Origin of the sequence: Flavobacterium sp. LM5, from assembly GCF_002017945.1 — a bacterium.
Classification (GTDB): Bacteria; Bacteroidota; Bacteroidia; order Flavobacteriales; family Flavobacteriaceae; genus Flavobacterium; species Flavobacterium succinicans.
Map to the genome: position 1 here is coordinate 165,743 of NZ_MUFX01000001.1, position 13,396 is coordinate 179,138.

Here is a 13,396-nt window from a genome sequence, read left to right on the forward strand (position 1 = left end):
TTATTAAAATTTAAGATTAAGACCAAATAGAATAGTACGTTGTCTAGGATAGATGGTTTTATCGACACCATTATTAGTAATTTCAGGATCTAAACCGCTGTATTTTGTCAAGACAAAAACATTTTGAACTCCTGTAAACATTCTCAAGCTAGTATTTTCATTCATTATTTTTCTAAAAGTATAGCCTAATGTTACGTTATCCATTCTCAAGTACGAAGCATCTTCGATATAAATATCAGACAACAATACGTTTGAAGTAGTTTGGAAATTCGTATCTAAAATAGAAGAAGGAACATTGCTTAAAATACCACCATTTTCCATTGCCTCATATTGCGCTCTAGAAGCGTCTACTGCGTTGAAAATACGGTTGCCAATGCTCGCTCTTAAATTGAAAGAGAAATCAATGTCTTTGTAATTCATTGTAGAAGCAAAGCCTAAGGTCACATCTGGATCTGGGTTGTTATAGATGTAGCGATCTGAATCATTTTTGATGTTATCTCCATTCAAATCTGCAAAAGCACCTTCAATAGCTTTTCCGTTGGTATCATACAATTGTTTGTACACATAAAACGAATAAGGCGTATATCCTTCTCTAAAAAGCTGACCTGGCGTTCCCGTTCCAGCAATGTTATCGCCTACATAAATATCTGTTCCGTAGACTAAATCTTTGATTCTTCGCTCGAATTTAGTTGCATTGAAATTAACATTCCAATTGAAATTTTCTGTTTTAATTGGAGTAGCGTTCAAGGTAAACTCAATTCCTTTGGTTGTAAAAGAACCCACGTTTTGGTATACACGGTTCGAGAAATTACTTCCGTCAGAAATGGCAGCATTTACCAATAAATCTTTGGCTTCTTTGTAAAACACATCTACTGCACCCGTGATTACATTTTTGAATACCCCAAAATCAAGACCCGCGTTATAAGAAACAGTTTCTTCCCATTTCAAGTTTTTGGTACGTTTGCTTGGCAAGGCAATTGGAAAATAAGCATTACCAAATTGGTATTCAGAGTTACCTCCACCTAAATCGTATTTCTCTAAATAGCCATTTGGATCAGGAATATCTTGTTGTCCTGTAATACCATAGCTCAAACGTAATTTCAAATCGGACACCACATTACTGTCTTTAAAGAAATCTTCTTTTACTTTCCAAGCAAACGCAGCAGAAGGGAAATTCCCCCAACGGCTTTCTTTTTCAAATCGAGAAGAACCGTCTCTACGATAAGACAAGGTCAATAAATATTTGTTTTTGAAATTAATATTGGATCTTCCAAAAAAGCCTAACAGTACGACATCCGTATTCAAAGTAGTTTCAGGGAAAGTCGAGGGTAGATCTGGGTTTAAGATGTTACCGGTATCGAATCTATTGGATTCGAATTTTTGATACGAATGTCCGCTTGTTAGTTCAACATTAAAATCATTAAAAGTCTTGTTATATACGAAATAAGCATCAATCAACTTATTTCTTCGAGTCGATTCAGAGTACTCATCTGTTCCGAAAGGAATATTATTATTGGATGGAGCCGAACCAGCATTGGCACCTACCAAGCGGTGTCTTTCTCCATTCGATTCATCAAAACCAAGATTCACTACAGCTCTCAAAGAAGGCAAAAAGTGAAATTTATAATCGATTTCAAAATTTCCAAAAAGTCTATTGCTCTTTCCACGATCATTAGTTTGAAGCAGCTGCGCTACAGGGTTTCTTGCTGCAATAGCGATTAGCGGATAATTGCCGTTGGCATCTATACCAGAAGTATACTCAAAAAATCCACCATAAGGAGCACCGTCAACACGAATAGGTTGTGTTGGATCAAAACCAATAGCAGCACCTTCAACAGCATCTGTAAAACGGTTTCTTTCATTGGCATAATTAGCAGAAAGTTTCACCTTCAAATGATTTTCAAAAAAAGACGGATTCATAACCAAACCTACCGTGTTTCTTTTGAACTCATTGGTAATACGCAACCCTTGTTGATCCGTATTTCCTAAAGTTAAACTTGTTGGAATCACACCGAAAAGACTTCCTCTAACCGCTAGATTTTGATCTACCAAACCAGTATTGCGGTAAATTGCCTCTTGCCAGTTGGTATTGGCTGTGCCTAATTTATCTAAATCTTGTGGACGAACTTGAGCAATGGTATTTCTAAAAGCAGTTGGGCTCAATACATTAACAGTTTTGACCAACTCACCTGCACCAAACTGTACATTGTAATCTACAGAAAGGGTTTTGCTTCCCTTTTTAGTCGTGATAATAATTACCCCGTTTGACGCACGTGAACCGTAAATAGCAGTTGCCGAAGCATCTTTCAAAACCGTCATCGACTCAACTGTACTTGGATTCAAAGAAGCCAAAAACGAAGCTGAACCCGTGTTGGTCGTGTTTTCAAGAGGCAAACCATCAATAACAATCAATGGGTCATTACTTGCAAATAACGAACTTCCCCTCTAATTCTAATTTCGGATAACGAACCAGGTGCTCCTGATGAATTGATAGACAAACCCGCTACTCTACCTGTAAGCATGTTCTCGGTAGAAACGTTTACCCCTTTGTTAAAATCTTTGGTAACCAAAGAAGTCACAGAACCTGTGGCATCTTTTCTTTTTACAGATCCATATCCTACTTGAACTACGACCTCGTTAAGCTCATTCCCTTGTTCTTGCAAAAAAACTATAAGAGAACTTTGGCCAGAATAAATCACCGTTTGTGATTTAAAACCCACAAACGACACTACGATTTGATCTCCTTTACTCACACTCGAAAGCTGAAAAGATCCTGAAAAATCAGTAGACGTACTAACTTTAGAACCCTTAACAACTAGATTCGCTCCAGGTATTGGTTGTTTGGTTGTGTTATCAACCACCGTTCCAGACAATTTATTTTGTGCCTGAACAAGAAACGGAACAAGGAGTAGCAGAAAGAACAATCGCAAATGCATTGTTTTTAAACTTTTTGTTTTCATTAAATTGGTTTTTGTTGGTTATTATTATTTGAAACATTTACCAAAAAGTCAGAATAAATTAAAAATGGCTTATCGATGAATTAACTAAAAAAAATGATAATCATATTTTTTGTTGTTATTTGTGATAAAAACGTTTTAATTTTCTATTTTTTTTGTGAAATATTAAAATCCAAAATTATACGAAGGATTATGTTTTACATACCAGTACCTACCAGTTTTTTTGTATTTTGCCATAAAAAATACCAGACATGAAATACATCACAGTTCAAAACAACCAAGGTGTGCCCAAATACAAACAAATAATTCAATCGATTGAGAAGGCCATCGAATCAGAAAAATTAGTCAAAGGCGATCAACTGCCTTCGGTAAATAAAGTGTGTTTAGCACACGAATTATCTCGAGACACCGTACTCCAAGCTTATGATGAATTAAAGAAGCGAGGCATTGTATTTGCTATACCTGGCAAAGGATATTATGTAAAAAGTGTAGAAATAAACATCAAACAAAAAATATTTTTACTCTTTGACGAATTAAATATTTTCAAGGAAGATTTGTACAACTCATTTTTAGAAAATATTGGAAAAAACGTCCAAGTTGACATTTTTTTTCATCATTTTAATTTTCAATTTTTTCAAAAAGTCATCGCAGAAAATAATGGCAACTACACCAAATATATTATTATGCCCACCGCTTTTGAAGAAGCACATACCACAATAAAAAACCTACCAGTAAATGATGTCTATATATTGGACCAAACCAATTCCGAATTATTTTCCTACCCTTCAATTCATCAAAACTTTATTCAAAACATTTACGATGGCCTTTTGGAAGGTAAATCTAGGTTGGACAAATACAAAAAACTCATCATCATCTTCCCTGGATTTAGAGAACCGCTGGGTATGAAAATAGGTTTTCTAAACTTTTGCAAGGACTTTGGATTTGAGCATGAAGTAATTACAGAGTTCAAACACCGAAGCATCACACCCGGTGAAGTCTACGTCATTCCAAGTGATCGCGATTTAGTGAGCGTAATCGAAAAGGCAAAATCACAACAGCTTACTATAGGTCAAGACTACGGAATCATTTCGTATAATGAAACGCCACTGAAGAAAATCGTAGATAACGGAATCACGACCATCTCCACTGATTTTGAACAAATGGGTAAATTAATGGCCGAAATGATTTTGAAGAATAGAAAAGATCGAATTGAAAACAAATGCAACCTAATTGTAAGAAACTCACTTTAAAATTTAAGCAAACCTCATAAAAAAAACCGCTTCTTTCGAAGCGGTTTTGTACCCGGAGCCGGAGTCGAACCGGCACGGTTTCCCACAGGTGTTTGAGACCAGCGCGTCTACCAATTCCGCCATCCGGGCTTAGCAGACCGAAACAACAACAGTTGTTTCACGCATAAAGAACAATTTAGTGGTAGCTAAACTGCTGTTCCTTTAACACGGTGCAAATGTAAAAAATATTTTTAAATGTCCAACAAAAATTACTCGTTTTTTTTCTTTCAGTCTTGAATAAATTTCATAAATTTGCACCTCGTTAAAACAACACACACTAACTAACTACATCCGAGACTTTTAGAACACTTTGTTTTGAATTCGTTCAAAATAAAAAACACACTAATATAGTAACGGGCTTTAAAAACAACATACTAAATGTCACACCTAGAACCAGAAGCTAAAATTTTTGCTTGTTCACAAAGTGTATATCTTGCAGAGCAAATTGCAAAAAATTACGGAATCCCATTAGGAAAAGTAACCTTAGCCAAATACAGCGACGGAGAATTCCAACCTTCTTACGAAGAGTCCATCAGAGGATTACGTGTTTTTATTGTTTGCTCAACATTTCCAACATCAGACAATCTGATGGAATTATTGATGATGATCGATGCCGCCAAAAGAGCTTCAGCAAGACACATCACTGCCGTAATTCCCTATTTTGGATGGGCTAGACAAGATCGAAAAGACAAACCAAGAGTTCCAATTGGAGCCAAATTAGTAGCTAATTTATTAGATGCTGCAGGAGCCACAAGAATTATGACCATGGATTTACATGCTGATCAAATTCAAGGATTCTTTGAAATACCGGTAGATCATTTATTTGCCTCTACTATCTTTTTACCATATGTAAAAAGTTTAGAGCTTGAAAATTTGACTATCGCGTCTCCAGACATGGGAGGTTCAAAAAGAGCCTATGCGTATTCTAAATTTTTAGAATCCGATGTAGTGATTTGCTACAAACAAAGAAAAGCAGCCAACGTTATCGAATCCATGGAATTGATTGGTGAGGTAAAAGGCAAAAATGTAATTCTAGTAGACGACATGATCGATACTGGAGGAACTTTAGCCAAAGCTGCCGATTTAATGATTGAAAAAGGCGCCTTGAGTGTAAGAGCTATTTGTACGCACGCTATTTTATCAGGTAGCGCTTACGAAAAAATAGAAAATTCAAAACTAAGCGAGTTAATCGTTTCAGATTCTATTCCATTAAGAAAAGAATCTAGCAAAATAAAAGTGTTGAGTTGTGCACCACTTTTTGCCGAAGTAATGCACATGGTACACCACAACAATTCCATTAGTGGGAAATTTATAATGTAGCATTAGTGAATAGCACTTAGTCATTAGTAATTAGCAAAAAAAACAAAGCTAATCACTAATAACCAATTACTAATCACTCCAAAAGAAGAGTTTAATTAATAACTATATAAATATTTAAAATGAAATCGATTACAATTAAAGGATCAGAAAGAGAAAGCGTGGGCAAAGTGTCAACTAAAGCCTTACGTAATGCTGGATTGGTTCCTTGCGTATTATACGGAGGAAATCAGGCAGTTCATTTTTCAGCGGAAGTTATAGCTTTCAAGAACTTGGTTTACACTCCAAACGCGCACACAGTTGTGATTGAATTGGGCAATGGTAAAACCTTCAATGCTGTATTACAAGACATTCAAGTACACCCAGTATCTGACAAAATTTTACACATTGATTTCTTCCAAATTCACGAAGACAAAGAAATCACTATGGAAGTTCCAGTAAAAATTATCGGTAACTCTAAAGGAGTTATGGCAGGTGGTGACTTACGTATGAACAACCGTAAATTAAAAGTAAAAGCATTACCAAAAAATCTTCCTGATTTTGTTGAGGCTGACATTACTCCATTAGACATGGGTAACAAATTGTATGTAACTAAAGTACCTACACCAAACTTCAAAATCATGCACCCAGACAACACTGTTATCTGTCAAGTGAAGATCTCTCGTGCCGCTATGAAAGCCGCTCAAGAAGCAGCAAAAGCAGCAAAAGCTCCTGCAAAAGGAAAGAAAAAATAATTTTTTTCAATCATTATATCAAAGCGTCAGTTACACAACTGGCGCTTTTTTTTTATCTGAACTTGTTTCAGATTCTATAATTCATAATTTTAATTAGGAGCACACCTCCCTTCTATTAATCACGAGTCCTCCTGCTGTCCACTATATCTTTACTGCCGAACCCCGTTAGCAAAGGATGCCGCTCCCATCAGGGCTACACTACACGCCCAATCTCATTAAGTTAATAGCTAAATCATAAATAGATTGCTGATTTTTGATTAACGATTTTTGATTGTTGATAAAAAATACTGAAAATCTTTTGCTTTTTTATTCACTTGCACCAAAATCTAAAATCAAGAATCGTTAATCGTCAATCTAAAAGCTCTTAACTTTATACTATTGACTACATGGCTCCTTTCCATAACAATTACAGACTTTCAATTTAACTTCTGCACTAAATACACTATTTTTGCAACATCAGAAAATGGATCCAAATTTTGTTTCCATCACAAAAAAAGCAGCAATACAAGGTAAAATAAAACCGGTGGTTCACGAACACCAAAAAATATTGAGAAAGTGAGTAAAAAGTTTTTAATAGTAGGATTAGGCAACATTGGTGCCGAATATGTCAATACCCGTCACAACATTGGTTTTAAAGTGCTGGATTTTTTAGCTCGAAAAGAAAGCCTAGATTTTCAAACCGTAAAACTTGGCGCCTTGGCCGAATACAAGTTCAAAGGGCGAACATTCTTGCTTTTGAAACCCAATACTTACATGAATTTGAGCGGTAAGGCCGTAAAATATTGGATGGACAAAGAAAACATTCCTTTAGAAAACCTATTGGTCATCACCGATGATTTAAATCTATCCTTCGGTACCATTCGCATCCGCAAAAAAGGAAGCGATGGCGGACATAACGGACTCAAAAACATCAACCTTGTTTTGAATACACAAGAATACACCCGCTTCCGCTTTGGCATCAGCGATGAATTCAAAAAAGGACAACAAGTCGACTATGTTTTAGGAGAATGGGATGAAAATGAGAAAGAAAAACTACCCGAACGACTCGAAACCGCCGGCGAAATTATCAAATCTTTTGGCACAGCAGGAATTGAAAACACCATGACAACCTTTAACGGAAAATAAAAAAGGGGGAAACCAAACTGTTTCCCCCTTTCTCTTTCCAGCACTGACGTGTACTTTATTCAAATATTACTTTTCGCACTATTTTCTTTTCCCCATCCTCTAATGTTAACAAATACACACCGGCAGCCACGTTTTTAAAATCAATTGTTTCATCAAAAGTACCAGTGTTAGCAAATTCATTTCGATACACATTTCTACCCAACAAATCCGTCATGGCTATGCGAACCACCCCCTTAGCAAATCCCGCAAACTGAATAGTACAACTCCCTTTAGAAGGATTTGGAAACAGCCTAACAGCATCTACCATAGTATCCCTCACGCCCAAGGTTGCCTTTTTAGTACAAACTGTAACCGAAGCAGCACTTACAGTACCACTATCACCACCAAAACGATCTCTCACACGCAACAGCCAAGTGCCTGCCGCATCTTGCCCATTAAATCCACTCAACAAATCGGCCGGTGTAATCACTTGTGTCGTTGTATTGGCACAATCCACCACAGCTCCACTATCGTCCAACTTCAACCGTAAGGTTTCATTCGTAGCACCACATATTCTCTGCAACAAACGCACCGTTTGTTTGGTTGGACTCACTAACTCCAATTCCACATCTGATAGATAAGCATGGGAAATAACCAAATCGACCGTAACTTCTTTGATCACACCTAAACCCGATGGAACCACAATTTCACGATTCACATATTGACTCGAACCATCTGTAATGACTATTGGTGCAGCAAAATTATAAGTATTGCAAGCAGAAACCGTTGTATAGCCAATGGCAAACGGTATAGGATTTATAGCATAAAAAACAGAATTAACTGGCTCCACCAAAATCCTACACTCTAACGCAGAAACAAATGGAACCTCGACAGACTGTGAGCCATCATTGGGCGTGTTAGCTATCAATGTAGCAGGAAAAGTAAGCCCACCATCCGTAGACAATTTAATATTCACAGCACTCGCACCAGCCAAAGTATTAGAACCATTAACATTCCAAGTTATGGTTTGAGTACTACCTGGAGCCCAACTCACATCAACATCATTGGGAGCAGTTATTTCAAAAGGACCTACGGTATTGCTAACCGTAATACGCGTCGCATCTGAAGCTGTTTGCCCAGAACCTGCCAAAGCATTGTCACGTGCAGTAAAGACAAACGTCAAGGTACGACCAATGCTAGCTAAGGATTCCCACTCACTGTTAAATCGATTCACAAGCACTTTGTCATAAGAAGGAAAATAACGCGTCAACGAAGCCGTTGGAGGAAAAGATCGAAACAATGGGCCATCAGGTTTATCAGCAATCGCTAAACTTTTGGCTCCAAAAGTCGTTATCGCAGTATCATTCTGTTCCCAAACATAAGTAAAAGCGCTGGTAGTTGTTCCGCTAGTGGTCCCTTTTAGTAAAAAAGGAGTGCTTTTTGGAATCGTATAATCTGAACCTGCGTTCACAGCAAAGGAAGACGTCGTGATACTAGCTTGCACCGGACAGGTTTTTGTGACTAAATTTTCTTGAATCTGAGCAATACTAGCATACGTAAAATAATCATCAGAATCAGCCTGTACATTATAATCCGTAATTCCGGCATATCCCATAATAGTAGAACCGCTACCGGGTTCTACATTGGTATCTGTACCTTCAATATCATGCGAAAAGGTGTGGGTAGCCCCTAGCTGATGTCCAAATTCATGCGCTACAAAATCAATATCGAATAAATCCCCTTCAGGTTTATTATTCGAGGGCGATGTAAAAGCGCTCCCTTTTCGTCCATTCTCACAAACGCAACCAATACAACCTGCATTTCCTCCGCCACCAGAGGCGCCAAACAAATGACCGATATCATAGTTCGCCTCCCCAATAGTACTGGTCAATGTATTTTGAAGTTGTTGATTCCATGTATCAGGCGCATTTGATCCCACCACCGGATCATACGGATCGGAAGTCGCATTGGTATAAATGACATCTAAATTATTGGGAATAATTACTAATCGGAGCGCTAGATCTCGATTAAAAACGCCATTTACTCTGGTCATAGTAGCATTCATCGCAGCCAAGGCACCTTCTTTGGTCCCGCCATGATAAAGAGTATACTCACCAGTACACGACAAAGCCAATCGAAAGGTACGAAACACACGATCACTGACCGTGGTTTTGGCGGAAATATTGGTTATCCTTTTAGACAAGGCAACTTCGTCAGTACTGCAACTCAAGGGCAAAACACCTTTATCGGTTTTATCAGAACGATACAAAACATAGGTATTGGCAGTTCCTTTAACCGGTTCTATAAATTCAGCTTGGGAATTGTTTCTCAAAATCATAGTTTGAACCCCTTGTTCAGAAGTACTAAAAAAAACGCGTGCCGAAGGATCTGTAATTCCTTTACCCGAAAAAGAACGAATAGAAGGAAATTGAGCTTGTAGCAATGGATCAAAATTAGAAGTTTCCCAAACTAAAAATTGTTCTGAAACTCCCTTAACATTTGGTAAGTCTATTGTTGTAGCAGCATTTTCTTTGTTTTTCCCCTTGGCAGAGGCCATAACTTTTGACCAATTGGACTTTTGAAGCTCAAAGATCGCTTCAAAAGGCCTCTCCTCCATCAATTGTCGCTGAATATCTGTTGACAAAACTATTCTCTTCCAAACTTCTTGTTCTTGGGCCAATATTGGGATTGAGGCACAAAAAATGAGTATTCCAACAACAATTTTCTTCATTTATCAAGTGTTTTATTACTCAAAATTAAAACAATAAAATGAATTCTTTTAACAAATAAACAAATCAAACGCACTACCGCAACGATTAAATGAATAGAATTAACAAATTACGAGAGAAATGTAACCACTGAATTTGCTTCTATAACCATTTAAAGTATAAATTTGCAGCTTTATAAATTAGTCATTTTGAAGATTTTTCACTCCATAAACGAATTTGTTGCTACTAAAAAAACAATTCTCACATTAGGCACTTTTGACGGGGTTCATTTTGGACACAAATCTATTTTGAACAAAGTAACACAAAGCACCTTACATGGAACATACGAGAGTGTGGTACTTACTTTTTTTCCGCACCCAAGAATGGTTTTACAGGGAAAAAAAGATTTAAAATTACTGAACACTATTGATGAAAAGAAAGAATTACTTGAAAAATTAGGAGTCGAAAATCTGATCATACATCCCTTTGACACTACGTTCTCTAAATTGAGTGCCGAGGAATTTGTCCGAGATATTTTGGTAGAAAAACTAAAAATACAAAAAATCATCATTGGATACGATCATCGATTTGGGAGTAACAGAACGGCCGATATCCACGATCTCATAGCTTTTGGAAAAACCTATAATTTTGAAGTCGAGCAAATTTCGGCTCAAGAAATAAATGATATTTCGGTTAGCTCAACTAAAATAAGAAATGCCATTACAGAAGGCAATATTGATTTAGCCAACCAATACCTTGAATACCCCTATTCTATTTATGGTGAAGTAATCAAAGGCAAACAATTGGGGCGCACCATCGGATTCCCTACCGCCAACATAAGTATCAATGAAGCCTACAAATTGATCCCTCAAAAAGGAGTGTATGTGGTAAAAAGCATCATCCATGAACAAACGGTTTATGGCATGATGAACATAGGAAACAACCCAACAGTTGGTGGTGATACACAAAGTATTGAAGTGCATTTCTTAGATTTTTATAACGATCTCTATGGAACATCATTAAAAATTGACATTTTGCACCGCTTACGTTCCGAACAAAAATTCGAAAACATTACCGCTCTCAAAAATCAATTGGCTACAGACGAACAAGAAACCAGAGATTACTTTACTGTTTACCAATCACTTAACAATCGTTAATCTTCCCTTAAATTGGAATTCCTTCCGTTTAAATCCTTAATTTAGAGGTCAATAATTGAAAATTTTTTCAATTATATGACTTAATTCTATTAAGTACAGCGTTTTGGCTAGGAATTACTTCACTTATATTATTTCCATAGGTGTTCAATGAACTTCGTTTGCAGTGGAAATCCTTTTTGAGGCTTTTTCTACCTCAAAAAGATTGTAACGTGAGCCCGACCCCAATGTCATTAAGTTAAGAGATTTTAGATTGAAGATTAACGATTCTTGATTTTAGATTTTAGAGCAAGTGAGTAAAATTATATGATTTTCAGTACCTTATACATCAGCAATCAAAAATCGTTAATCAAAAATCAGCAATCATTTTATCATTTAATCCTTAACTTAATGACATTGAGCCCGACCCTTGTGGTAACGCCCAAATAATAAGATTTGAAAAATGTTGTTTAGTGTAGTAGTAAGCTTTATATAGTAACCCTTAAAATTTTTCGGCATGATACTTTCAAGAGAATTTCAAAATGGCTTTCTGATCTTTCTGGGAATAGCCTTGTATTTTTTAATCATGAATCTTGTGGGCTTATCTGATGTGTTTTATCTCAGATTATTCAACACTATATTTGTGCTTTACGGCGTGAATCGAACCTTACTGATGAATATAACCGATGGCAACCTCAACATGGCCGACAATGCCGTATCAGGAATGAAAACCTCGTTGTATGGTGTTTTTTTGAGTATCATCGGGCTCATTATTTACAGTTACATGCAAGGAGGTGATGCTTTTGTGGAATCACTATCCAAAACGTTTCTTTTTGGTGGCAATCCAACCGTTATTTTGTATAGCATTTGCCTCTTGTTTGAAGGCATAGCTTCTACCGTGGTGGTTACAATGTTGTTGTTATTGTATTGGAATAACCGATTTGTAACGGACTAAAAAAACTAGCTTTTGGACTACTGTCTTTGTGACTTAAAAGTAATTGATTACTTTTGGCCTTGAAAAAAAATTGGGCGTATGAGCAATATAAGACACAATTGGACTAAAGAAGAAATCATTGCTATTTACAACAAACCATTAATGGATTTGTTATATGAAGCAGCAACAATACATAGAGAACATCATGAGCCTAATGTGGTTCAAGTTTCCACCTTACTTTCGATAAAAACAGGCGGATGCTCAGAGGATTGTGGGTACTGTCCACAATCAGCTCGATACCATACGGATATTGAAGGCAACGAGTTAATGACCGTAAGTCAAGTGAAAGCACAAGCTTTGCGCGCCAAATCTGGAGGTTCATCAAGAGTTTGTATGGGCGCCGCTTGGCGAAACGTAAAAGACGGTCCTGAATTTGACCAAGTGCTTGAGATGGTTCGTACCATCAACAAACTAGACATGGAGGTTTGTTGTACATTGGGAATGATTACCGAAAATCAAGCTAAAAGATTAGCTGAAGCGGGATTATACGCCTACAACCACAATTTAGATACTTCTGAGGACTATTACAAAGAAGTGATATCTACCCGTGGTTTTGAGGATCGTTTGCAGACTATTGAGAATGTTCGAAAAACTAAAATCTCGGTTTGTAGCGGTGGTATCATCGGAATGGGAGAAAGCGTTGAAGACCGCGCAGGAATGTTAGTCGCTTTGGCCACCTTAAACCCACAACCCGAATCTGTGCCAATCAATGCACTTGTAGCTGTTGAAGGAACGCCGATGGAAGATGAAAAACCGGTAGAAATCTGGGAAATGGTTCGCATGGTAGCCACCACAAGAATTGTGATGCCTGAGACACAGGTTCGTTTATCTGCAGGACGTATGAACATGAGCCGTGAAGGACAAGCAATGTGTTTCTTTGCAGGAGCCAATTCTATTTTTGCTGGCGATAAGTTATTGACTACGCCAAATCCAAATGTAGATGACGACATGAAATTGTTCGAAACCTTGGGATTACAACCTCAAAAACCATTTATTAAATTACAACAACCCATTACCGTTGAAGCTTCGGATTCAGAATTTGTGGCTTTGGGAGAGAAACCAAAATGGTCCAGACCTGGTCACATCATCGAAAAAAACATTGAAGCCTCAATGAAGAATAAGTAATGTTTTTTCTATAAAATAAATTAAAGCTTTATTAC

10 protein-coding genes and 1 tRNA gene are annotated in these 13,396 nt (G+C 37.1%); 7 read left to right on the plus strand and 4 right to left on the minus strand.

All coding sequences use genetic code 11. The annotated features are described in order from the left end of the window. Window positions 1-3 precede the first annotated feature (3 nt). Together BXU11_RS00745 and BXU11_RS17980 are read right to left on the minus strand one after the other, a co-directional pair. Window positions 4-2,412 (minus strand): SusC/RagA family TonB-linked outer membrane protein, encoded by a 2,409-nt coding sequence (locus BXU11_RS00745; protein WP_223253639.1) that lies wholly within the window; start codon window positions 2,410-2,412, stop codon window positions 4-6. Further along, the gene (locus tag BXU11_RS17980; protein WP_223253640.1) at window positions 2,409-2,960 is read right to left on the minus strand and encodes a carboxypeptidase-like regulatory domain-containing protein; all 552 of its coding nucleotides are present in this window, start codon (window positions 2,958-2,960) and stop codon (window positions 2,409-2,411) included. Before BXU11_RS17980 ends, BXU11_RS00745 begins: the two co-directional genes overlap by 4 nt. Window positions 2,961-3,208: 248 nt before the next feature. Here BXU11_RS17980 and BXU11_RS00750 point away from each other — a divergent pair, with 248 nt between their 5' ends. Further along, on the plus strand, window positions 3,209-4,207 hold the full coding sequence (locus BXU11_RS00750; protein ID WP_078210649.1) for a GntR family transcriptional regulator: 999 nt from the start codon (window positions 3,209-3,211) through the stop codon (window positions 4,205-4,207). A 49-nt stretch (window positions 4,208-4,256) separates the two neighbouring features. Here the strand turns inward: BXU11_RS00750 and BXU11_RS00755 are convergent. Beyond that, window positions 4,257-4,336, minus strand: a tRNA-Leu gene (locus BXU11_RS00755). Window positions 4,337-4,624: 288 nt separating this feature from the next. On the opposite strand from BXU11_RS00755, the gene BXU11_RS00760 reads away from it, so the two are divergent. The 3 genes from BXU11_RS00760 to pth all read left to right on the plus strand — a co-directional run bounded on the left by BXU11_RS00760 (window position 4,625) and on the right by pth (window position 7,422). After that, a complete protein-coding gene (locus BXU11_RS00760) occupies window positions 4,625-5,566 on the plus strand; it encodes a ribose-phosphate pyrophosphokinase (protein ID WP_078210650.1) in 942 nt (313 codons plus the stop codon). 119 nt (window positions 5,567-5,685) lie between these two features. Then, on the plus strand, window positions 5,686-6,297 hold the full coding sequence (locus BXU11_RS00765; protein ID WP_024979853.1) for a 50S ribosomal protein L25/general stress protein Ctc: 612 nt from the start codon (window positions 5,686-5,688) through the stop codon (window positions 6,295-6,297). A gap of 555 nt (window positions 6,298-6,852) precedes the next feature. Continuing rightward, window positions 6,853-7,422, plus strand: a complete 570-nt coding sequence (pth, locus tag BXU11_RS00770) for an aminoacyl-tRNA hydrolase (RefSeq protein WP_223253641.1) — start codon at window positions 6,853-6,855, stop codon at window positions 7,420-7,422. Between the two features lie 55 nt (window positions 7,423-7,477). Here pth and BXU11_RS00775 read toward each other — a convergent pair whose 3' ends face one another. Then, a complete protein-coding gene (locus BXU11_RS00775) occupies window positions 7,478-10,132 on the minus strand; it encodes a reprolysin-like metallopeptidase (RefSeq protein WP_078210652.1) in 2,655 nt (884 codons plus the stop codon). A gap of 186 nt (window positions 10,133-10,318) precedes the next feature. Between BXU11_RS00775 and BXU11_RS00780 the strand changes: the two genes are divergently transcribed. From BXU11_RS00780 to bioB, 3 genes are all read left to right on the plus strand, one after another. Further along, entirely contained in the window at window positions 10,319-11,266 is a 948-nt protein-coding gene (locus BXU11_RS00780) for a bifunctional riboflavin kinase/FAD synthetase (protein WP_024979850.1), read from the plus strand. A 493-nt stretch (window positions 11,267-11,759) separates the two neighbouring features. Continuing rightward, window positions 11,760-12,197 (plus strand): hypothetical protein, encoded by a 438-nt coding sequence (locus tag BXU11_RS00785; RefSeq protein ID WP_024979849.1) that lies wholly within the window; start codon window positions 11,760-11,762, stop codon window positions 12,195-12,197. Window positions 12,198-12,275: 78 nt separating this feature from the next. Continuing rightward, complete coding sequence (gene bioB, locus BXU11_RS00790) at window positions 12,276-13,361, plus strand: biotin synthase BioB (protein ID WP_024979848.1); 1,086 nt, start codon at window positions 12,276-12,278, stop codon at window positions 13,359-13,361. Window positions 13,362-13,396 lie beyond the last annotated feature (35 nt).

Bases quoted from the DNA above. Each gene is read 5' to 3' on its own strand.
- BXU11_RS00750 (WP_078210649.1), top strand. From the start codon at position 3,209: ATGAAATACATCACAGTTCAAAACAACCAAGGTGTGCCCAAATACAAA.
- BXU11_RS00775 (WP_078210652.1), bottom strand. From the start codon at position 10,132: ATGAAGAAAATTGTTGTTGGAATACTCATTTTTTGTGCCTCAATCCCA.
- BXU11_RS17980 (WP_223253640.1), bottom strand. From the start codon at position 2,960: ATGAAAACAAAAAGTTTAAAAACAATGCATTTGCGATTGTTCTTTCTG.
- BXU11_RS00785 (WP_024979849.1), top strand. From the start codon at position 11,760: ATGATACTTTCAAGAGAATTTCAAAATGGCTTTCTGATCTTTCTGGGA.
- bioB (WP_024979848.1), top strand. From the start codon at position 12,276: ATGAGCAATATAAGACACAATTGGACTAAAGAAGAAATCATTGCTATT.
- BXU11_RS00760 (WP_078210650.1), top strand. From the start codon at position 4,625: ATGTCACACCTAGAACCAGAAGCTAAAATTTTTGCTTGTTCACAAAGT.
- BXU11_RS00765 (WP_024979853.1), top strand. From the start codon at position 5,686: ATGAAATCGATTACAATTAAAGGATCAGAAAGAGAAAGCGTGGGCAAA.